At 45.2% G+C, this 20,546-nt stretch carries 22 protein-coding genes; 9 read left to right on the forward strand and 13 right to left on the reverse strand.

Annotated elements, in window-relative coordinates; genetic code table 11:
- Positions 1-46 precede the first annotated feature (46 nt).
- On the reverse strand, positions 47-1,105 hold the full coding sequence (locus QUA88_RS04850; protein WP_333208299.1) for a homogentisate phytyltransferase: 1,059 nt from the start codon (positions 1,103-1,105) through the stop codon (positions 47-49).
- Between the two features lie 36 nt (positions 1,106-1,141).
- Positions 1,142-2,116 carry a methyltransferase domain-containing protein gene (locus QUA88_RS04855; protein ID WP_333208298.1) on the reverse strand — a complete coding sequence of 325 codons (975 nt, stop codon included), beginning with the start codon at positions 2,114-2,116 and terminating at the stop codon, positions 1,142-1,144.
- 219 nt (positions 2,117-2,335) lie between these two features.
- On the opposite strand from QUA88_RS04855, the gene QUA88_RS04860 reads away from it, so the two are divergent.
- Positions 2,336-3,670, forward strand: coding sequence for a TrkH family potassium uptake protein (locus QUA88_RS04860; RefSeq protein WP_333053193.1), 1,335 nt, complete (start codon positions 2,336-2,338; stop codon positions 3,668-3,670).
- A 139-nt stretch (positions 3,671-3,809) separates the two neighbouring features.
- Positions 3,810-4,505 (forward strand): TrkA family potassium uptake protein, encoded by a 696-nt coding sequence (locus QUA88_RS04865; protein ID WP_333053191.1) that lies wholly within the window; start codon positions 3,810-3,812, stop codon positions 4,503-4,505.
- A 340-nt stretch (positions 4,506-4,845) separates the two neighbouring features.
- Here QUA88_RS04865 and QUA88_RS04870 read toward each other — a convergent pair whose 3' ends face one another.
- The gene (locus tag QUA88_RS04870) at positions 4,846-5,079 is read right to left on the reverse strand and encodes a hypothetical protein (RefSeq protein ID WP_333053190.1); all 234 of its coding nucleotides are present in this window, start codon (positions 5,077-5,079) and stop codon (positions 4,846-4,848) included.
- A gap of 310 nt (positions 5,080-5,389) precedes the next feature.
- Between QUA88_RS04870 and QUA88_RS04875 the strand changes: the two genes are divergently transcribed.
- Both QUA88_RS04875 and QUA88_RS04880 read left to right on the forward strand, forming a co-directional pair.
- Positions 5,390-5,989 (forward strand): sulfite oxidase-like oxidoreductase, encoded by a 600-nt coding sequence (locus QUA88_RS04875; protein ID WP_333053320.1) that lies wholly within the window; start codon positions 5,390-5,392, stop codon positions 5,987-5,989.
- 627 nt (positions 5,990-6,616) lie between these two features.
- On the forward strand, positions 6,617-7,309 hold the full coding sequence (locus QUA88_RS04880; protein WP_333232161.1) for a PEP-CTERM sorting domain-containing protein: 693 nt from the start codon (positions 6,617-6,619) through the stop codon (positions 7,307-7,309).
- 663 nt (positions 7,310-7,972) lie between these two features.
- Here QUA88_RS04880 and QUA88_RS04885 read toward each other — a convergent pair.
- Positions 7,973-8,266, reverse strand: coding sequence for a mechanosensitive ion channel domain-containing protein (locus tag QUA88_RS04885; RefSeq protein WP_333053187.1), 294 nt, complete (start codon positions 8,264-8,266; stop codon positions 7,973-7,975).
- A 353-nt stretch (positions 8,267-8,619) separates the two neighbouring features.
- Here QUA88_RS04885 and ahcY point away from each other — a divergent pair, with 353 nt between their 5' ends.
- The 3 genes from ahcY (at position 8,620) to QUA88_RS04900 (ending at position 12,547) form a co-directional block, all read left to right on the forward strand.
- Positions 8,620-9,897, forward strand: a complete 1,278-nt coding sequence (gene ahcY / locus QUA88_RS04890; protein WP_333232159.1) for an adenosylhomocysteinase — start codon at positions 8,620-8,622, stop codon at positions 9,895-9,897.
- 161 nt (positions 9,898-10,058) lie between these two features.
- Positions 10,059-10,673 carry a DedA family protein gene (locus QUA88_RS04895; RefSeq protein WP_333053186.1) on the forward strand — a complete coding sequence of 205 codons (615 nt, stop codon included), beginning with the start codon at positions 10,059-10,061 and terminating at the stop codon, positions 10,671-10,673.
- Between the two features lie 449 nt (positions 10,674-11,122).
- Positions 11,123-12,547 (forward strand): NADP-dependent isocitrate dehydrogenase, encoded by a 1,425-nt coding sequence (locus tag QUA88_RS04900; RefSeq protein ID WP_333208295.1) that lies wholly within the window; start codon positions 11,123-11,125, stop codon positions 12,545-12,547.
- A gap of 321 nt (positions 12,548-12,868) precedes the next feature.
- Here QUA88_RS04900 and QUA88_RS04905 read toward each other — a convergent pair whose 3' ends face one another.
- Positions 12,869-13,477, reverse strand: coding sequence for a glutathione S-transferase N-terminal domain-containing protein (locus QUA88_RS04905; protein WP_333053183.1), 609 nt, complete (start codon positions 13,475-13,477; stop codon positions 12,869-12,871).
- 69 nt (positions 13,478-13,546) lie between these two features.
- On the opposite strand from QUA88_RS04905, the gene QUA88_RS04910 reads away from it, so the two are divergent.
- Positions 13,547-13,939 carry a DUF2358 domain-containing protein gene (locus tag QUA88_RS04910; protein WP_333270535.1) on the forward strand — a complete coding sequence of 131 codons (393 nt, stop codon included), beginning with the start codon at positions 13,547-13,549 and terminating at the stop codon, positions 13,937-13,939.
- Positions 13,940-14,237: 298 nt separating this feature from the next.
- Entirely contained in the window at positions 14,238-15,410 is a 1,173-nt protein-coding gene (locus QUA88_RS04915; RefSeq protein WP_333262239.1) for a TRC40/GET3/ArsA family transport-energizing ATPase, read from the forward strand.
- 340 nt (positions 15,411-15,750) lie between these two features.
- Here QUA88_RS04915 and QUA88_RS04920 read toward each other — a convergent pair whose 3' ends face one another.
- The 8 genes from QUA88_RS04920 to QUA88_RS04950 all read right to left on the reverse strand — a co-directional run bounded on the left by QUA88_RS04920 (position 15,751) and on the right by QUA88_RS04950 (position 20,486).
- A complete protein-coding gene (locus QUA88_RS04920) occupies positions 15,751-16,044 on the reverse strand; it encodes a hypothetical protein (RefSeq protein ID WP_333053179.1) in 294 nt (97 codons plus the stop codon).
- Positions 16,034-16,159, reverse strand: coding sequence for a BrnT family toxin (locus QUA88_RS29455; RefSeq protein WP_445243088.1), 126 nt, complete (start codon positions 16,157-16,159; stop codon positions 16,034-16,036). Before QUA88_RS29455 ends, QUA88_RS04920 begins: the two co-directional genes overlap by 11 nt.
- A 114-nt stretch (positions 16,160-16,273) precedes the next feature.
- The gene (locus tag QUA88_RS04925; protein WP_333270538.1) at positions 16,274-16,462 is read right to left on the reverse strand and encodes a DUF5615 family PIN-like protein; all 189 of its coding nucleotides are present in this window, start codon (positions 16,460-16,462) and stop codon (positions 16,274-16,276) included.
- A 34-nt stretch (positions 16,463-16,496) separates the two neighbouring features.
- Positions 16,497-16,862 (reverse strand): DUF433 domain-containing protein, encoded by a 366-nt coding sequence (locus QUA88_RS04930; RefSeq protein WP_333053176.1) that lies wholly within the window; start codon positions 16,860-16,862, stop codon positions 16,497-16,499.
- 170 nt (positions 16,863-17,032) lie between these two features.
- Complete coding sequence (locus QUA88_RS04935) at positions 17,033-17,260, reverse strand: hypothetical protein (protein WP_333053175.1); 228 nt, start codon at positions 17,258-17,260, stop codon at positions 17,033-17,035.
- A 136-nt stretch (positions 17,261-17,396) separates the two neighbouring features.
- Entirely contained in the window at positions 17,397-17,786 is a 390-nt protein-coding gene (locus QUA88_RS04940) for a type II toxin-antitoxin system VapC family toxin (protein ID WP_333053173.1), read from the reverse strand.
- 7 nt (positions 17,787-17,793) lie between these two features.
- Entirely contained in the window at positions 17,794-18,021 is a 228-nt protein-coding gene (locus QUA88_RS04945; RefSeq protein ID WP_333053171.1) for a hypothetical protein, read from the reverse strand.
- A gap of 161 nt (positions 18,022-18,182) precedes the next feature.
- A complete protein-coding gene (locus QUA88_RS04950; protein ID WP_333053169.1) occupies positions 18,183-20,486 on the reverse strand; it encodes a DNA phosphorothioation-associated putative methyltransferase in 2,304 nt (767 codons plus the stop codon).
- Positions 20,487-20,546: the final 60 nt, after the last annotated feature.

A 20,546-nucleotide genomic window follows, 5' to 3' on the forward strand; every position in this document is an offset into this window, starting at 1 on the left:
ATCCGTTACATCCGTTACATCCGTTACACAATCAGTTGCCGAACTTCTACCCCAACAAACAAGCTGCGGGGAAAATCAGATATTCTAAGAAAAACAACTTCCAGATAAACTGATAAAATGCCGCAATTTCTATTTTATCGTCCAAATCAACTTTCGCGCTCCAAAACCACATCAAACCCAAAGCCGCCAAATGAGAAACTGCCAGAAACACTAAATTAACATTAGACAATACGATCGCTCCCGCAAAAGTCGCGCCCAAATAACAAACCGTCAACACCCAGCGAGATAAATTAAAGACAGCCGGCTTGCCCAGCTCAATCGTAAACGTAGTAATATTATATTGCTTGTCCCCTTCCATGTCGGGGATATCTTTAAAAATGGCGATCGCAAACGTAAACACCACAACAAAAACCGTCAGCACCCAAACTTCCGCAGGAATCTCAAAAGACACACTCTCCAAACTCCAGCCAGAAAAAGCGCTTTTCGCCCCTCCCAAACCCAACACCCAATTAAAGTGCAAAAATAACCCTAAATTTACGATCGCGCCCCGCACCGTAAAAATGCACAGCGCCGCCCACAAAGGAAACCGCTTCAGCCGAATTGGCGGCAGAGAATAAGCAGTCCCGATCGCCAAACTAACACCAACAGTAGCCAGCAAAAACGGGCCTTGTAAAACAGCAGTCAAAATTGCTATAATTCCCGTTGCAATTACAATTAATTCCCCGGTTTTCCTAGAAAACGCTCCCGACGCGATCGGCAAATACGGCTTATTAATTTTATCAATTTCAACATCTTCTAACTGGTTCAATCCCACAATATAAATATTGCCGCAAATGCAAGCCAACCAGGCAAAAGCTAGGGGCAAAAGTACAGGATTAACAAATAGCCGCGAACTTTGGGCGATCGCGTACAAAGCCAATACACTCAAGCTAGTACCCACAATTGTGTGCGGCCGAGAAAACTCCCAAAATGCGCTCACCCAGCTTTGCGGAGCCGAGCCATTCTTATCAATCCAAGACTTGCCAATCGAATCATTGCCCATAAATCTCACACCCACGCCAAAAAAATAATATTCTGTAGGGTGCGTAATACGCACCTTACTCATTAACTCAAAACTCAAAAATTCTCTGATATATGCCTGTTATTTTACAGCACAAATCATGCCAAAACGAATCAACCCGCTCTGATATCCACGGCTCATCAATCCGAGAGCAAGTGCTGCTTGAATAGTCGTCCAACCGCTAGTTAGCAAACCCCAAATCGCGCTCGGAGTCAAAGCAGAATCGATCACCACATCCCAAAAAGGAGCAACAGATTTTGACCAATCAGCCGTGCGAATACTTGTCAAAGGCAAACTGCGGACAATTTCCTCATATTCCGGCAAAGAAATCACATAAGGCAAAGCATAAACCCGGTAAATTTCTGCCAATTGCTTTCTCTCTTCATCAGTTAATTCACCCGCCGTTTCTCCCAGCGGGCGGTGACACCAAGTTGCCAATATCAAAGTTCCTCCCGGCTTGAGTACGCGGCAGCATTCCTGCAAAAACTTAATTTTGTCTGGCATATGTTCGCCACTTTCGAGCGACCAAACCAAGTCGAATGACTCATCAGGAAAAGGCATATTCAAAGCATCGGCCACCAAAAAATTCACATTGCTTTCAAGCCCAGCAATTTTAGCGCGTTCGGTCGCTCTGTTGGCCTGTACCGGACTCAGAGTAATCCCGGTAGCTGTAACGCTAGCGCCCGTTTTGTTGAGTTCGGGCGATCGGCTAAAATCTCGATCGACCCCGCCATCCAACTTTAAATTATTTTGAGCGATCCTCTTCGAGGGCTGCGCTAACGAACTAAACTTTTCCGTCAAATACAGCGTGCTGCCGCCGATCCCGCAACCGACATCGAGAATGCGGTAAGATTCACCCAGTGCCTTCTCTGACGGGACTCCAGCCCAAGCCAGCAGTTCTTCTATCAAATCTATCTGAGCCTGTCGGCGCTCTTTTTTCAAATTGCCATCCGGGCCGTAGTAACCGTGGTGCATATGTTCGCCCCACACCTGCTCCCACAAACCGCTAGAAGCGTCGTAAAGTTGCTGAATTTGCTGGTAAAGTGTTGATGTCATCGCCGGATCGCAAGTTATTAAAGGAATTCTACCGTTATTTTCCCGCTGTTGTCATAGAAATTGGCGATTGAGTTCGATCGGTCTCCGGCCTTCGCCAGATAGAGATGTCCTGATTTCAAGCCCGACGATATATTTGTGGGTTCCCTCTCAAATCCCAAATCCAAAATCTCAAATCTCAAATCCCAAATCTAAAATCTAAAATCTAAAATCTAAAATCGAATGACTGTCTCGCGAACCATTGCTTTGGGCTTTCTCGCTGTCATCCTCGCAGGTACTCTATTGCTGATGATGCCCTTTTCCACAATTGATGGAACTTGGAGCGATCCAATAACAGCACTGTTTACCTCTACTTCCGCTGTCTGCGTCACGGGCTTGTCGGTTGTGGATGTCGGAAAATATTACTCTTTTTGGGGGCAACTGTGCCTAGTTTTACTGGTGCAGATAGGAGGCTTGGGCTACATGACAGCCACGACTTTCTTGCTGCTGTTATTGGGCCGCCGCTTTGGCTTGAAAGACAAAATTGCCCTGCAACAATCTCTCGACAAATCCGGGCTAGCCGGCGTAGTACAACTGGTGCAGTCAATTCTAGCAACAACACTTTTGTTTGAATTAACAGGAGTGTTTTTGCTGATGACGGTTTTCGTCCCCCAATACGGATTTAAAGAGGGTGTGTGGTCTGCTATATTTCACAGCGTTAATTCGTTTAACAACGCGGGTTTTAGCATCTATTCAGATAATTTGATCGGCTACATCAATTCGCCTATGGTTAACTTCACTGTCGGTGGTTTAATCATATTTGGCGGAATCGGCTATGAAGTAATTATGGAAATGTACCTGTGGCTGCGCGATCGCTTGAAGAAAAGCCCTATCTGCACAGTTTTTTCCCTGAACTTCAAAGTTGTTACCACTACAACGGCTGTCCTTTTGATTTTAGGAATGCTAGCCTTTTTGGTGCTGGAATACGACAACCCTGACACTTTCGGCTCTCTAAATTTTCCTCAAAAAGTGATGGCAGCTTGGTTTCAATCTCTTACTCCCCGCACGGCGGGATTCAATACAATTGACATTGGCAAAATGAGCGAAGCCTCGCTATTTCTGACTATCGCGCTGATGTTTATCGGCGCCAGTCCTGGCAGCACCGGCGGCGGAATCAAAACCACAACTTTTAGAATATTGTTTTGCTGTACCACAGCAGTTCTCGAAGGCCAGGAAGATGTGGAGTGCTATCAGCGTCAAATCCCGCCAGCAATGATTCTAAAAACTATTAGTGTAGTCTTCGGTTCCATGTTGGTCGCGTTCACATCTGCAATCTTAATTGAGTTGACCAATCCCGAAGTAGAATTTATCGCAGCGCTGTATGAAGCAGTTTCAGCTTTTGCCACGGTCGGTCTTTCCACAGGGATTACAGCCAAGATTTCAGCGATCGGTAAGCTGGTTTTGATTGCTACAATGTACATAGGTCGGGTTGGCGTGTTGCTGCTGATGAGTGCTGCCTTCGGCGATCCAAAACCCAGGTCTTTTAAGTATGCTGAGGAAAGTTTGTTAGTGGGATAAAAAATCCTGCCTCGTTGCTGATAATCTAAACAATGGGTGACAACCCAAATCAACTTTTACTACTTACCCAAAAATCAAAAGGAGGCGGCGCTGTCTCTGCTAACATTTAAACAGCAAGACGCTCAGCGCTGGATATTCAGTGAACCTGTCATCTTTAAATTTTTTTCGCACTTTGCGCGCCGACAACAAGCAGTTTGCCGTTATTGGTTTGGGACGCTTCGGCAAAGCTGTGTGTTCTACTCTGCACGGTTTGGGTTACGAAGTCCTGGGAATTGACACCGATGAAAAAAAAGTAACTCAAGCTTTGAACGATCGCATTGCGGCTCACGTTTTGCAGTTAGATTCTACTGAGCCTAGCGCTCTTGCGGAAGCCGGTATATTTGAATTTGAAACAGTAATTGTTGCGATCGGCAATTATCTAGGAGAAAGCATTACCACAACCTTAAATCTTAAGGAAGGCGGGGTAGCTCACGTAATAGCCAAAGCTTCTTCGGAAACTCACTTAAAACTGTTGAAAAAAGTCGGCGCAGATCATGTAGTTTTTCCCGAACGAGAAATGGGCTGCTCTTTGGCCCGCCTCCTTACAAAACCCAGCATTTTAGAACGCTTTGACCTCGACCCAGCTCACAGCATCGTTGAGTTGCTAGTTCCTGAAAAGTTTGATGGCAAAACCATCTCCGAATTGGAACTCCGGCGCAGGTATGGTTTGAATTTGCTAGCAGTCGGTCGTGGCGACAAGTTCGAGATCAATCCGCAGCCAAGCGAACGCTTGAGAAAAGGCGAGGTGATGGTAGTAATTGGTTCTAACAAAGATATTAATCGCTTGCCAATTTAACAGATCGACATTTTACCCACATACAGCAACAGTCCTCGACTCAGAAACCCAGTGTCTTGTGTTCCGAGTGTCTCACTCCTAAGCAATTATTGCTGGATGTGTGACAATTTCAGACCCTCACAAACCCGGTTTATTTTAGATAAACCGGGTTTTCCTGTCCATCTTTATGTTCTAATTTTTAACTAAAATATGTAAATTGAATTTCACCAATTCTAGGGTTTTTTCCGCCTTTGCGACCCCCTTTGAGAACTTAGCCAGACACATTGCAAAAAATTTTAACAAGGTAGCAGCACTCGATCGTCGCGCTCCCGCAAACCCTAGGAGCGCTAGCCCTAAAATTTCAGCCGACTTTCAAGATTTTTTGCAAATAAGCTTTGCCCAAAACCAGTACCGCCAATACTAGAGCAAGTTCAACAGGCCAAGGACACGCCGCCACCAACCAAATTAACGAACAAATTCCAATAATTGCAGCTATGGGAGCCGGAATTCCGTCTAGCGTTCTGTTGTCAGTCCCGGCTGTCACCCACCAAGCAATCAAGCAGATCGTCAACGGAATTAAGCAACTTGCGATCATGATTTTTACCCCATCAATTTTTTTACATATGGCATCTGAGCATATTGTAACAATACATCAAAGATTCGGAAATGCGCCATTAATTACGGTAAAATTTAAGGTTAGGAAATTCATCCGCTGGGGTGATAAATTTTATAATTTTTAGCTTGGTCTCTCTCAGAAGGCAGAAGTAGGTTGGCATCAGGCAGGATTTAGGGATTTTTCTTTCTAGAGAAGTCCAGAAAGCTTTCTACCTTGAGAAGAATTGCGATGCGCCCCTCTATGCAAGTTATACTCAGGATTGCAGTCAGTTACTGTAGAGCGTGAATCCATGCTGGGCAAATTTTTTCGCAAGCCAGAATCAGAAAACATCGATCGCGTCCCCCCGGGTCAATACCTCGCCAACGGCTTTCCTGTGCTGACCTACGGCGATACACCCTCCGTCAGCATTGAGAGTTGGGAATTTAAAGTCTGGGGATTGGCAAAACCACAAACCTTCAGTTGGTCGGACTTCCAGGCCATGCCCCAAAGTAACTTTACTGCGGATTTTCACTGCGTCACCCGGTGGTCAAAACTCGACGTGCAGTGGACGGGAGTCAAAGTCACCGATTTTATGAACTGCATAGAAGTCGATCCGAAAGCTATGCACGTCCTGGAACACTGCTACGGCGGCTACACGACTAACATTGCGATCGCCGACTTCCTGAGAGAAGAAAACTTTTTCGCCCACACCGTCTTCGGCGAACCTCTATCCGCAGACCACGGCGGCCCAATGCGGCTCGTAGTTCCCCACTTGTACGCTTGGAAAAGCGCCAAATGGATTAACGGCCTGGAGTTTACAGAAACCGAAGAACTCGGTTTTTGGGAACGCAACGGCTACCATCGGCGGGGCGAACCTTGGGCAGAGGAACGCTACAGCGGTCTGTTTTGATGCGGGCGATCGGGAGCAAAGACGGGGCCACAGCTTCTCTATACAATCTTTGTTGAGGGGCAATCCGGTCTTTTACCGCTTCAATCTGCGGAAATTGCATCTTCTCGATCCCATCTTGGGGATATCTCACACCAGGGGTTCTATTTAATTCAACCAAAATACGTAGACCACACGATCGCATTTTGTACGTAATTTACCTGATAGATAAACTACTTTAACTCCCATACATAAGCCCCAAAAAACAAATATTCCCAGTTTAGGGTTAATAGAAAACTTCTGGAACTGTCAGTACCCACGAATATTACCGTATTTATACTTAAGTGTTTGCTATTGAGGATTTAGACTTGAGACTATAAAAAAAAGTAGCCATAAGCCCGATCCAAATCACTTAAGTTCATCCGCGCTCCCCTGCCCGCGACTGCAAGGTTTCAGACCACAATATTTATAATTATTTAGTGGGTATTATTAGGGATCGATCCCCCGCCCGCAGATGTGATAGAGAGAATTTATGAAGGATATGTAAAGCCTTGATAAAGAATATGTCAAACTTTACCTAAAGTGCGCCAAATACAAACAAAGTATCGCATAATGAAATTATTAAGACGATCGCACAAAAGGAACAGGTTTATGAATACCAAACTCTTATCCGCCCTAACAGCTACCGCCGCCGCCACAGCTCTGTTTGGCGCCGGAGCTCCAGCTCAAGCCTTCTCCTTTGGCACCAACGGCATCACATTCAGCCAAGATACCAGCGTCAAGTTTAACTTCAAAGAATCTCACGGTGGGTATACTTCCTCTTTGGGCATCTACAGTGTGAACAACTCGGCGGCCACTCTAGTTAGCACCCTGTTTTCGGAAACTAAATCCTCAGACAACGGCTCGAGTAACGAATGGAAAGGAACTCTGGGCAATACAGTCTTGGGTTCTGGCTCGACAGTATTCACATTCCTGGCCAATCAAATTTATACTTTGGGACTCAACAGCGGCTGGGCTGGCACTGTCTACTCGACCTCAGCCTTGAATACGCGCAACCAGCAAGCAGTGTTTGGCGCGCAATCGCAACTGTGGGACGCACTCAACACAGAAGAAACGAACAGCTTCGGATCTGCCGGAAAATTCACAAACGGAATAGGTTCTCTGTTCAATGGAGGCACACTAATCTCCTTCGACGATGGCGGTAACGGCAATGACGCAGACTTCCAAGACTTCACAGTCAGCGCAGAAGCAGTTCCCGAACCCATGACAATGACTGGTTTGGCTCTCGGTTTGGGTGGTTTGGTTGCAGCCCGCCGCCGTCGCGCTAGCAAGACGACTTCATGATTTTGTCAACCGGAACAATCTCCTCTTTTACGTGTTACAAAATAAAATTCAATTAGGAGGCGCGCTAATGAGAAATCGGCTCGCCTTTTGCTTGATTGGAAAAGTCAGAAGGCAGAAGTCATATCAATTCTGGTTGCACTCATCGGGAATTGTTGACTGTTGACTCGGGGTCGCAAAACTGAATGATGGTTGAGTGTTGGATGTTGACTCGATTTTACGCCCGACTTTCCAAGCGCGGATTTGATGTCAGGGTGAATTTCAAGAACGCGAAGTCTACGAGATTTAACGGATTTAACGGATGGGGGTTGAGGGAAGAAGTCAAGCGTGAAGCAAGAGGATTTTTCCCACCCTCCCACTCTCTCCCTCTCCCAACTCAAAATTAAAAACTCACTCACGGTAAATTGTTCGAGTACAAAATCACCAGTACCGGTTGAGGAATTTTAGGAATGAAAAATAAATAAGGAGCGCGAATTAAATAACTTATAATTTTAATTGTTATTGTGGGATGGGCGTCCCGCCCGTCCCACAAACTTGTGGAAGTTATTTAATTCTCATTCCTAAGCTGTTGTGCATTTAAATTGTATATTGAGGGCGCGATCTCCTGCCCAACCCCTACTCCCCACACAAGTAAAGATTTATTTGACTATGCAATTTAAATGCGGATTAGCTTACCCGCACTGAATTGGCAAATACGATCGCCTTCGGCACGATAACTCGCTCTCCCCGATCGCTAATAACTTGAGTTGAACGCAGCAAAATCTTTTCAACCGTACCTTCAAAGCCTTCGACAATTATCCGATCGCCCAATTGAAACGGTTCGTGCCACAGCAACAATATTTCCGATAAAAAGTATTTGAAGATGTCTGGGAACGGGAAACTAATCCCTACGGAACCAAGTCCTAACCAACTGATGATATCTGCAGGGTGCCAAGCTGGGAACGCCACGCAGGCGCTCAAACTGCCAGCCGCCCAAGTGAGAGTGTCAATCGATTTTAGATTTTAGATTTTCGATTTTCGATTGAAGCCTTGACCCCACGGATCAATTCGGGGGCTTGTATCCTGGATGCTTGATTGTCAAAAAATTAAAGAAGGCCACGCTAACACAAAAGATTGAGCTCGATCGCCCGACAAGAATGTTTGACTCTCACGGTGCGGGTGACTCCATCTACTCGTTCGCTAATCATTAAAACCTAATCAAAATTTAAGATTAGCAGCGCCGACCCCGATCGAGTAAAATCACAGCACTTGCCCGCCGATGGGTTAATCTGTTAAAACTAACAAAGTTTGATGATTTCTGAGAAATAACATACATGGTTGCTACATCCGTCAAGATTAAACACGAAGTCAAAGACTTGTCCCTCGCCCCCTTGGGAAAGCAACGTATCGAGTGGGCCGGCCGGGAAATGCCCGTTTTGCGGCAAATTCAAGAACGCTTCGCTAAAGAAAAGCCTTTCGCTGGCATTCGCTTGGCTGCTTGCTGCCACGTAACCACAGAAACCGCTCATTTGGCAATCGCCATCAAACTCGGCGGTGGCGACGCCGTACTGATCGCCAGCAACCCCCTGAGCACTCAAGATGACGTAGCGGCTTGCTTAGTTGAAGACTACGGCATTTCCGTCTTCGCCCTCAAAGGAGAAGACGCGGCTACCTACGAACGTCACGTCTACACAGCCCTAGACCACCGCCCCAATATTATCATCGACGACGGCAGCGACGTGGTAGCGGCACTAATCCAGCACCGCCCGAACCAAATTGCCGACTTAATCGGAACTACCGAAGAAACTACCACAGGCATCGTGCGCCTGCGGGCCATGTTGAAAGACGGCGTGCTGACTTTCCCCGCAATGAACGTCAACGACGCCGACACCAAGCACTTCTTTGACAACCGCTACGGCACCGGTCAATCTACCCTAGATGGGATTATCCGCGCTACCAATATTTTGTTAGCCGGTAAAAATATTGTGGTTGCAGGTTACGGTTGGTGCGGCAAAGGCACGGCACTGCGCGCCCGCGGAATGGGTGCTAACGTAATTGTCACAGAAATCGATCCGATTCGGGCGATCGAAGCAGTGATGGACGGTTTCCGCGTCATGCCGATGGACGAAGCAGCAACAGTCGGAGATATATTCATTACCGTTACCGGCAACAAACACGTCATTCGTGCCGAACATTTCGAGACAATGAAAGACGGCGCAATTGTTTGCAATTCCGGTCACTTCGACATTGAAATTGACCTCAAATCCCTCGGCGCAAAAAGCACCGACGTGAAAACAGTCCGGTCTTTCACTCAAGAATATCACCTGAATAATGGCAAGTCGATTATTGTGTTGGGCGAAGGTCGTTTGATCAACTTGGCAGCAGCCGAAGGACACCCCAGCGCCGTGATGGATATGAGCTTTGCTAACCAAGCTTTAGCCTGCGAATATCTAGTTACGAACAAAGGCAAACTAGAGCCTGGTATTCACTCAATTCCCGTGGAAGTTGACAAAGAAATTGCCCGTCTCAAATTGGAAGCAATGGGTATTCACATTGATACCTTGACTGCCGAACAAATTGAGTACACAAACTCTTGGACTTCGGGTACTTAATCATAGTATTCTCGTTCCCAGGATCAGCCTGGGAATGAATGCAGCAAGGCTCTGCCTCCCTCATGGGGAGTCGAGGCAGAGCCTCTCGATATGTGTTCCCAGGCAGAGCCTAGGAACGAGCAATGACTAATGACTTCTTCTTACCAAATTAGGGAATCAAAATGGTTGAATGGATAACTAACACAATGCAGTCTATGGGCTATTTCGGAATAGGACTGTTGATGTTTTTAGAAAATCTTTTCCCCCCCATACCCTCAGAATTGATTATGCCGCTGGCAGGGTTCACGGTATTCCAGAACCGAATGGAGTTTTCACCGGCGATCGCCGCAGGGGTAATCGGTACAGTTTTGGGGGCGCTTCCCTGGTACTATGCTGGTAAATTATTGAGCGAAGAACGCTTGAGGAATTTAGCCGACAAATACGGCAAGTGGATTACTGTATCGGGGGCCGATATTGACAAAGCAAATAGATGGTTTAACAGACACGGCAACAAAGCCGTGTTTTTGTGTCGCCTAGTACCCGGAGTTCGCACCCTGATTTCCCTGCCCGCTGGCATCAATAATATGCCTTTAATTCCTTTTTTAATCTACTCAACAGGAGGTACTCTTTTATGGGTAAGTTTCCTGACTTTTACCGGATATAAATTAGGGCAAAATTATACACTTGTAGAGGAATATCTGGCCCCGGTTTCCAAAATAGTTGTGGTGATTATTGTCATTTGGTGTATTTTGTGGGTTGTGAAGAAGAATATGCAGAAGGAAAAATATCGCAAATAAATGCAAAATTTGTGAAAATAATCTGCCTTTATTTGCGTTCATCGGCGGCTACAATCACCATTTTGACCCCACCCCAAAACGCATACAACTTTCCGACAGGAGTCGTGCGTTATCAACCCAAAATTTTAGACTAAGGTTCAACCTCCCCGATTAATCTGGGGAGTAAATCTAAAAATCTAAAATGTAAAATCTAAAATCCACTGACTTGTTTCCAGCATCCTCTCAACCGTAGCGCTGAAAGATAGAGAGGGAAATTTGATAGAAAATTCTGCTATCTTGGCTACTTTTTTAAATTAACTTTTAAATGGGCGATCGCCCAAAAGTCACAGTGACGGGCAGCCGATCGCCCAAAAATCCAACTTAAATTTATACAAATATTTAGGATTGGTGGAGGTTTAGGCAGATAATCGTGGCAAAATAGGGAACATTCCTATCCGCGCTGTTAAGATATGTACGAAAAGATTGTAGCCCCGACAACAGGTTCTAAAATTACTTTCAAAGACGGTTTGCCGATCGTCCCCAATGACCCAATTATTCCCTTCATTCGCGGCGACGGTACGGGCGTTGACTTGTGGCCTGCATCCCAGAAAGTCATGGATGCTGCGGTAGAAAAGGCTTACGGTGGCGATCGAAAAATCAACTGGTTTAAAATCTATGTAGGCGACGAAGCTTGCGATGTCTACGGTACTTACCAATATCTGCCCCAAGATTCCTTAGACGCCATCAAAGAATACGGAGTCGCCATCAAAGGGCCGCTGACAACGCCCGTAGGTGGCGGAATTCGATCGCTAAACGTAGCTTTGCGGCAAATCTTTGACCTTTACGCCTGCGTGCGGCCCTGCAAATATTATGCTGGAACACCATCGCTACACAAAACTCCTGAACTCCTAGACGTAATTATTTACCGGGAAAATACAGAAGATATTTACCTCGGAATTGAATGGGCCAAAGGCAGCGAAATCGGCAAAAAATTGATTGAATTCCTCAATAATGAGTTAATTCCGGCAACACCAGAACATGGCAAAAAACAAATTCGCCTCGATTCTGGCATCGGAATTAAACCCATTAGCAAAACAGGTTCTCAGCGTTTAGTGCGGCGCGCCATTACCCACGCTTTACGGTTGCCGAAAGATAAGCAGCAAGTGACTTTGGTGCACAAAGGCAACATCATGAAATATACTGAAGGAGCTTTCCGAGATTGGGGTTATGAATTAGCCACCACCGAGTTTCGCCAACAGTGCGTAACGGAAAGAGAGTCCTGGATTCTGAGCAACAAAGAAAAAAATCCCGACATTAGCTTAGAAGATAATGCTCGCCAAATAGATCCGGGATACGATGCTTTGACCCCAGAAAAACAAGCCAAAATTCGTCAAGAAGTAGCCGACGTTCTGTTTGCAATTTGGGACAGTCACGGCAGCGGCCAGTGGAAAGAAAAAATCATGGTCAACGACCGAATTGCTGACAGTATTTTCCAACAAATTCAAACCCGACCGGCCGAGTATTCGATTTTGGCGACAATGAATCTGAACGGGGATTATTTGTCCGATGCGGCCGCCGCCATTGTCGGTGGATTGGGCATGGGCCCCGGTGCGAATATTGGTGATGAATGTGCAGTTTTTGAGGCGACTCACGGCACTGCACCGAAACACGCTGGTTTGGATAAAGTCAATCCCGGTTCCCTGATTTTGTCCGGGGTGATGATGTTAGAATACATGGGATGGCAGGAAGCGGCAGACTTGATTAAGAAGGGTTTGGGAGCGGCAATTTCTAACGGTGAAGTTACTTATGATTTGGCGAGGTTGATGGAGCCGCCGGTGCCTGAGTTGAAGTGTTCAGAGTTTGCTGAGGCGATTATTAAGCATTTCGTGGATTGAGTTTGAGGGCTTTTTTTGAACGGGCTCGCGTGCCCGTTCCACAACCAGTCAATTTGCTTTGTGGGGAGTAGGGGTTGGGCACGCGAGCCCGCCCGCTGTTGATTAAGAACGGGCTCGCGTGCCCGTTCCACCTCACATCTTGCACCATTGTCAAGAACAGGCAAGATGCCTGTTCCACAAAGAGGGAATTTTCTTGTGGAACAGGCCGGAAAGCCTGTTCCTAAAAAGCTTATTGAGAATGGTGCAACCTCTGAGTTCCACAAAAGTCAACTTGTTTGTGGGGTGTCCTGCCCTCCTGAAAATACAATTTAGAGGCGGGGTTTATAATGATGGGACAGCCATGCCGCGCTCAACGGCGGGACGCTTTTGCACGGTTTCTACCCAACGTTTGAGGTGGGGGTGGTTGTCGAGGGTTAATCCTTGAAATTCGTAAATAGCAACCCAGGGATAGGTAGCAATGTCGGCGATCGAATAGTCGCCGCAGATGTATTCGTATTTTGCTAGTTGAGTGTCTAATACTCCGTAGAGGCGCAAGGTTTCTTTTTCGTAGCGCCCGATCGCATAGGGAATTTGTTCGGGTGCAAAGCGTTTGAAGTGGTTTAGCTGACCAAACATCGGGCCGACGCTGGCCATTTGAAACATCAGCCATTCCATAACTTGAAAGTATTTTTGTTTGTCTGTGGGCAGAAATCTGCCGCTTTTTTCGGCTAGATAGATCAGAATAGCGCCGGACTCGAAGACGGTGATGCCGTTATCTCGATCGACTATCGCCGGAATTTTGCTGTTGGGGTTGATGGCGATGAACTCTGGGCTAAATTGGTCGTTTTTTGTGATGTCGATGACGTGCACGTTGTAGGGTAAACCTATTTCTTCGAGCATGATCGAAACTTTGCGGCCGTTCGGTGTGGTAAAAGTGTATAGGTCGATCATAAGTTGTCCGCCTTTTCTCAAGCAGGTATAAACTATATTATAATAATTTCAGGCAAATAGCTAATCATAATGGATCTTATTGAAATTCTCAAAGACGATTATCAAAGATTTCCCGATAATCAGACTTACAGCATCTATGCAAAAGATGTTTATTTTGAAGACCCAGTGAATCGATTTACAGGAGTCGATCGCTACCGCAAAATGATCGGGTTTATGGGGACTTTTTTTCAGGATATAAATCTCGATTTGCACGGGATTTCGCGATCGGGAGATACTATAGAAACTCGCTGGACTCTGAGCTGGATCGCACCGCTACCTTGGAAACCGAAAATGGCGATCGCCGGTAGGAGCGAACTGAAAGTCAACAGCGACGGTTTAATTGTTTCTCACATCGATTACTGGGACTGTTCGCGGTTGGATGTGCTCAAACAGCTTGTATTTCCTGTGAAAACTAATGTTTGAGAATTGTTCTTAGGTTTGTTAGCAATAAAAAATAGTGTTTCAAGAGCGAGATCCCTTTTTTAAGGCAAATATTAGCAGATAAACACAGATGAACGCTGATTGATTTTTATGGGTCGCAATTGATATCTGAAATAAATAATTTTAACTTATCTTGACATGGCAGCAATTTCGTGAGTTAGCGAAAATGTGCTGTGTCCGGCGGCTGCTTGTCGCCCAAATTAATTACCCACAAAATTAATTCCCGTTACATAACGTTACAATATAGGAGTAAACTACTTTCAGGCGAGCTAAACAATCAATGCGCTTAATATTAATGACCGGAAAAGGCGGCGTCGGCAAAACCTCCGTAGCCGCTGCGACGGGGCTGCGGTGTGCCGAATTGGGATACAAAACCCTAGTGCTGAGTACAGATCCCGCTCACTCCTTAGCCGACAGCTTCGACATGGAACTCGGACACGATTCGCGGCTGGTGAAACCGAATTTGTGGGGAGCAGAATTAGACGCTCTCAGGGAATTAGAAGGCAATTGGGGAGCCGTTAAGCGCTACATTACTCAAGTCTTGCGAGCGCAGGGGCTCGAAGGGGTGCAAGCTGAAGAATTAGCCATCTTGCCAGGAATGGATGAAATCTTCGGTTTGGTGCGAATGAAGCGGCATTACGACGAAGGCGAATTTGATGTTTTAATTATCGATTCGGCTCCAACTGGCACAGCATTGAGACTGCTAAGTTTGCCCGAAGTTGGCGGCTGGTACATGAGAAAATTTTACAAGCCGCTGCAAGGCATATCAGCCGCTCTTAGACCTTTAGTTGAACCAATTTTTAGACCAATTGCGGGTTTTTCTTTACCAGACAAAGAGGTGATGGATGCACCTTACGAATTTTACGAACAAATCGAAGCTTTGGAAAAGGTTTTAACTGACAATACTGTGACTTCGGTAAGGTTAGTTACCAATCCCGAAAAAATGGTAATTAAAGAATCTCTGCGCGCTCATGCCTATTTGAGTTTGTACAATGTAGCCACAGATTTAGTAGTAGCTAACCGGATTATTCCCGCAGAAGTAACTGACCCATTTTTTAAACGGTGGAAAGAAAGCCAGGAACAGTACCGTCAGGAAATTCACTCAGATTTCATGCCGCTGCCAGTTAAGGAAGTGCCACTTTATTCAGAAGAAATGTGCGGTTTGGCAGCTTTGGAACGGTTGAAAGAAACGCTTTACAAAGACGAAGACCCAAGTCAAGTTTATTACAAAGAAAATACGATTAAGATCGTGCAGGAAAACAATCAATATAGTCTTGAACTGTATTTGCCCGGAATTGCTAAGGATCAGATCCAGTTGACCAAAACGGGAGATGAGTTGAATGTTCGGATTGGGAATCACCGCCGTAATTTGGTGTTGCCGCAAGCTTTAGCGGCGCTGCAACCTTCGGGGGCGAAGATGGAGGATGATTATTTGAAGATTAAGTTTGCTTAACAAGACTTACGCACGCTTCTACCTAAAAAACCCGGTTTCTAGGAAAAATCGTGGATTATCCCTTGAGATATTCACGCAGAAACCGGGTTTTTGGCCCGCGTGCAGGTATTGAGCTATTCAGCAGACTTACGCCCTTCTTGTCTGAGGCGAACTGCTTCGTCAAAAGTAGGATGGTTGCGTCTGCGTTTATGAGACAATGACTTTTGTAATGGTATCAATTCCGATTGTATGGGAATGATTTAACCGCAGAGGGCGCAGAGGGCGCAGAGTCTCCAGAAGAGAGAGATGAATAATTCCGATGTCAACGGGTTGGATATGAGATGCTGCTGGCTAGATACAATTAACATGATTTAGCATGAACGACTTCCTTTAATGCCTCATCAATCACTGCATCGCTGACACCTCGGCGCTTCAAACTTGCTACTAAGGCTCTTACTGTCTCGCTCTCAAATCGTTCTAAATCAACGCGCAAACCTTGACCGATATAAGCACGAATTAATGGCTGATAACCCGAAAAACCCAACAAGGGTGCAACTTTCTTTAGATATTCCACAACATCTTCGGGCATACGAATCGTCACGCTAGTCATTGGACGGTTGCGGTTTAATCGCTGTTTTAATGCTTCAACTTTCATACTCTGCCCTCTCCTGACGAGTTGCTTTACGTGCTGAAATAATCCGAATGACATTTTCTTCACGCTCAATGTGAACCACATACAGTAGATTCCACCGACTATCTAGCCAAATCACAGTATAGGGAAAGGGATGAAAAGAATTCGACCTTCATATTCATCAGGCTGACTGCAACAAATAAATAGTTCTAAATCATCAATGATCTTACCAATGGGTGCTGTTGCAATAACCTCAATAACTCCAAGCCCTAGGTAGTCCTTGATTGACTCGCTCGTAGGCATACATCGTAATAGTGGCCACATCATGGGTAAGTAAGATGCGTCCTTCATTAGCCGCCCATTCTAAAATATCTGGATCGTCAGTGTGAATCAGCCCTACATCTTGGACACGAACAATATCTAATTCAGGCAAACGTCTCACCAGCCCACGCAATATGGCTCCATTAAAATTTTCATCAGTTAGAAGGCGCACTTGGTATCGACTCCCCTTTTGACTGATAACGAGTAAGCAAACGTTGTCTCAGATCAACTAAGTTGTGTTGTCGAGAAAGTTCTTGTCTCAGTTGCTGAGATTGTTGGCTGCGCTGTTCCAAATAACTGTCAATTTCCTGACGATGGTTTAGATAGTAAGCAATGGTACTGTATATGTCTTCTAAGCGAACAACTGAATACTGAATAGCGATTTCTTCGGGAGTGGAGCCATTGTGGTATGAAGCAAGTATGCTATCTAGGGTGACTCGACTCGAACCTATACGGATACCTCCCGCTTCATCCCAACGGAAAGGAGGAGAGGTTGCTTGGAATTTTGCTGGGGCGCTCATTACATTAGGGACATATTCTACCTGACTTGAACTGTATCAAAACATTGTAGCAAGAAGCCTAATTCTTTGTCGGAAGGTAATGAAAGCCAACCATAATTATAGCTGTCGCTATGCTGGCTTTGCTACGAATGCAGGATAGGTTTTGTGTGCATCTGCATAAATCCTAAGTGCTACAGACATTTGCTGGCAGTTTCTCCTTGTGCCTGAAACCAAGCAAATGTTTCAGGATCGACTTGAACTTGCATAGTAATAGCCGACTGAGGCATTCGTAATTGCGCTCTAGTAAAGAACTCCTCCGATAGTGGTGGACTATCGGAAGTATCGATATCTTCATTGCTCATTGCGTCGATTCTCGCCCAGTCGGTTTGTGAGGTATTGTTCATAGCGTCTGCGTTCATAAGACAGTGACTTTCGCCCTGGAGATAATACGAACTGTTTCCTCATCAAGCTCCGTGTAGACAACAACTACAATTCGTCCATCAAGTAAACCAATACCGATACTCGACTCCAACGCATTGTTAGGCTTTCTGATTGCTACGGATAGGGCAATAAATTTAAGTTTTGAATGAATCGATAATCTCGTTGGTTCTTAGTGATGAAAGGGTACTCCCATACTATTGCTGTAGCTGCGATCAAGCCATCGGCAATTAGTAAGCCGTGACTTAGCCGATACAACCGTAACAAGTCAACCGCCTTATCTGAAATAGACTGGTCAATTCTAATCACGTCAAACTGCTGGAGAAATTTTTCTAGAGTCTGTAACTCTACCTTGTTAGCGCAACCAACAATTAGCTCCATTTGTGTGATTATGCTAATTGCTAATCGAGAACTTGATTTTAGTCCTTGCAAACAATTAACTGCATCAGGAATACCACGACCAACATCGATGATTATGTCGGTATCTATGATAGTTGAACTAGCCATGTGCTTTTTACCACTCGTTTTCTCGGAGATTACGTACCCAGGTAGTGCTACCTAAGTCTTGACGATCTCGCCACATTCCAATAAATGGATCGTTCATTAAATCAACATTTACTGACGAAGAGACATGTTCATCATATATGTACTTTTGTTTTAAAAAGGCGATCAAACTTACCACTTGACTCTGTGCTTCAGCCGGCAGAGATAAAAATTCACCTAAAAACTCTTGATTTGTCATGGCTATACCTTTTAAACAGAACAAGATATCTTTGATTAAGTCTATCAATATTTTGAGATTTTGGGAACTACTCCCTTCCCGTCATGGGGTCAAAAGCAGAAATTTTCTGTGTGAAATCCCAATTTTGGGTAGTTAGGCAGAAACTTTCTCTGTTTCCATGACTATTCCTCTTCTTTCCCTTCCTCTGTGCTCTCTGTGCCCTCTGCGGTTCCTTCACTCTTTCCTGCATTAACCTCAATCTTTCGCGCCTGACGTTCCGACGCAGCTTTTTGCAGCATTTTCAACTTTTCTGGGTCAGCATTCGATCGCCAAAACAACTTATGATCCTTAATTTTCACGCAATTTTCCTCCAAACACTTCATCCATTCCCGATGTTTCTTAACTACGCCACGATCGAGAATACCTAACTTTTCTTCTTGGCGGGTGAGTTTCGCAAACTTGTCATAATGCGGATAACTCTCAGTAACAAAAGCTTCTTTTCTCACTAAAATTGGCGGATTGTACACATCAGAATAGTCTTGATAGCTCACAGAAAGGTCGCGCAAATCTATGTGCATAGAAGTGTGAAGGGCTGGATGCGGGTTAGTGTCAAAATCGGGATAAAATAGATAGGAAATCTGAGGTCTGCGAGCGTAAAATTTGATAATTGTCGCGCCGTCAAGTCTGCCAATTGTGCGGTTGGCGCAGCCTTCGTAGAGCCTGAGCAAAGGATCTAGTTCTTCTAATGCAGAGACGTGAACAGAAAGGGAACCATGCTGTTTGTAGCCGATCGCACTATCTTCGCAGCAATCCGCCACAATATCAGGTTTGCTCAGACTGTATAGCATTAAATCTGCCAAAGTGCAAGCTTTTTGATAATTGTCAAACAAACCTTTGATGTCGTTGCGGATTTGAGCTGGGAGTCGGCGCATCGAAGGTCGATCGCCCAAACCGTTGAGAGCGAGATATACCAGCAAATCTTGGCGGCGCTTGTCGGCGATTTTCTCCCAATCATCCGCATCCGTTGCTTGCAAAATCACCCTCCAAGCGCGATTAAAACTGTGAAATTCCTCCTTAATCGCCGATTCTTCCGCTAGTTCGCCTTTAACAGGAAGCCGGCCCCGATCGCTCACAAAAGCCATCAAAGGAGCCAACATTTCCGCATAATCCTCAAACCGCTTAACTTGCGATCGCACCCTGGGAGTCGATAAGTGCGATCGAAACCGAGAAGCACGAAAACTTTCACCCTCCGCTGCATCCCGAAACACAAAATAGATTCCCAAAGCCACAGGAATTGCATCAACATTCAAAACTTGGTCAATATAAACCTTCAACTCTTCCTGTTCGTAATACTTCTGAAAAGTATTCCGAGAAGTAATCACCCCATCCCCATAAGCAATTTGGCCTCGATCGCTATCATCAATCAAAACTTGAGCCGCTACAACTAATAAACTCTTAGTTAATTCCCAAGCACTTAGCAAAGCTTCTCGGCGTTCCGCCAAAGATTCAATTACATTAATCACATAACCAATATTCACAATATCCGCACACATTCGCGGAGTATCCGGCTGATAGTATGGGTCCCAACCAGAAATAGCATAACCCTCTTGTGCAATATATTTAACATCCCCGCCGTAACCGCAACCGTAATCAAAAAAAGTCGCCCCGTCCCTCACTAAATCAGCTTCTAAAACCAGACGCAGGGGTTTAGAAAGCGAATTGCGTACCATTGCAGCTTTATGTCGCTCGATTTTAGGAATTGATAGCTCACTATTCTCCTCTTTCAAACGCTCGACAACAGTATGATCTTGAATTTCTACACCGCAATATCCCAAATATTTGAGCCAACCTTCGCGAGTTCCGATAACGCTAGTATTGTCAAGCAGTCCCCACTTTTCCTCGCAGCGAGTCAGCCTCGCAAACTTTTCGTAATGGGGATAATCCGCAGCTACAAAAGTTTCCTTGCGGTGCAAAACCGGGGGATTTTCGCAGTTACTGTAATCAAAATATTTAACTTCCCCTGTTGCTAGATTAATCTGGATGCTGGTTTGCAAATCAGGATGAGCATTTGTATCGAAATCAGGGTAAAAAAGATAAGATATTTTAGGTTGATGAAGCAAAAATTTAACTAAAGTTGCTTCATCAATATTTTCGAGAGTGCGTCTGGCACAATTTTCGTAGATTCCGAGGACAGGGTTGAGTCTCTGCAAAGCTGAAACGTGAACGTAAAAAGCCGTAGGTAATTTTTTTCCCACCTTGCTTTCCCGACAGCAGCGAGCCACTTTTGCTACTAGATTGTCCACAGAAAAATTATTGATTTCATCGAGCGGGTAAGGCACAGCATTTACAGAATATTGCTCAGAAATACCCTCTTTTTCATACAATAAAATTTCGCGAGCAAAAACCATCAAAGGCGTTAGCAGTTTTTCCTCGTTTTCTAAGGAATTGCTATTTGAAATAGTGTTTGTAATGGTATCGTAATTCATAGCTAAATTAATTATTTTTTTTAAATTAACCGCAGAGAACGCAGAGAACACAGAGTGAAG

This window comes from Microcoleus sp. D3_18_C2, from assembly GCF_036702395.1.
In the GTDB taxonomy this organism is placed as follows: Bacteria; Cyanobacteriota; Cyanobacteriia; order Cyanobacteriales; family Microcoleaceae; genus Microcoleus.

Excerpts from the sequence above, each read along its gene's own strand:
- QUA88_RS04855 (WP_333208298.1), bottom strand. The coding sequence starts at position 2,116 with ATGACATCAACACTTTACCAGCAAATTCAGCAACTTTACGACGCTTCT.
- QUA88_RS04860 (WP_333053193.1), top strand. The coding sequence starts at position 2,336 with ATGACTGTCTCGCGAACCATTGCTTTGGGCTTTCTCGCTGTCATCCTC.
- QUA88_RS04905 (WP_333053183.1), bottom strand. The coding sequence starts at position 13,477 with ATGATCGACCTATACACTTTTACCACACCGAACGGCCGCAAAGTTTCG.
- QUA88_RS04920 (WP_333053179.1), bottom strand. The coding sequence starts at position 16,044 with ATGAAAGTTGAAGCATTAAAACAGCGATTAAACCGCAACCGTCCAATG.
- ahcY (WP_333232159.1), top strand. The coding sequence starts at position 8,620 with ATGGTTGCTACATCCGTCAAGATTAAACACGAAGTCAAAGACTTGTCC.
- QUA88_RS04945 (WP_333053171.1), bottom strand. The coding sequence starts at position 18,021 with ATGACAAATCAAGAGTTTTTAGGTGAATTTTTATCTCTGCCGGCTGAA.
- QUA88_RS04900 (WP_333208295.1), top strand. The coding sequence starts at position 11,123 with ATGTACGAAAAGATTGTAGCCCCGACAACAGGTTCTAAAATTACTTTC.
- QUA88_RS04870 (WP_333053190.1), bottom strand. The coding sequence starts at position 5,079 with ATGATCGCAAGTTGCTTAATTCCGTTGACGATCTGCTTGATTGCTTGG.
- QUA88_RS04950 (WP_333053169.1), bottom strand. The coding sequence starts at position 20,486 with ATGAATTACGATACCATTACAAACACTATTTCAAATAGCAATTCCTTA.
- QUA88_RS04880 (WP_333232161.1), top strand. The coding sequence starts at position 6,617 with ATGAATACCAAACTCTTATCCGCCCTAACAGCTACCGCCGCCGCCACA.
- QUA88_RS04910 (WP_333270535.1), top strand. The coding sequence starts at position 13,547 with ATGGATCTTATTGAAATTCTCAAAGACGATTATCAAAGATTTCCCGAT.
- QUA88_RS04915 (WP_333262239.1), top strand. The coding sequence starts at position 14,238 with ATGCGCTTAATATTAATGACCGGAAAAGGCGGCGTCGGCAAAACCTCC.
- QUA88_RS04850 (WP_333208299.1), bottom strand. The coding sequence starts at position 1,105 with ATGAGTAAGGTGCGTATTACGCACCCTACAGAATATTATTTTTTTGGC.
- QUA88_RS04930 (WP_333053176.1), bottom strand. The coding sequence starts at position 16,862 with ATGAGCGCCCCAGCAAAATTCCAAGCAACCTCTCCTCCTTTCCGTTGG.
- QUA88_RS04875 (WP_333053320.1), top strand. The coding sequence starts at position 5,390 with ATGCTGGGCAAATTTTTTCGCAAGCCAGAATCAGAAAACATCGATCGC.
- QUA88_RS04935 (WP_333053175.1), bottom strand. The coding sequence starts at position 17,260 with ATGAACGCAGACGCTATGAACAATACCTCACAAACCGACTGGGCGAGA.
- QUA88_RS04895 (WP_333053186.1), top strand. The coding sequence starts at position 10,059 with ATGGTTGAATGGATAACTAACACAATGCAGTCTATGGGCTATTTCGGA.
- QUA88_RS04940 (WP_333053173.1), bottom strand. The coding sequence starts at position 17,786 with ATGGCTAGTTCAACTATCATAGATACCGACATAATCATCGATGTTGGT.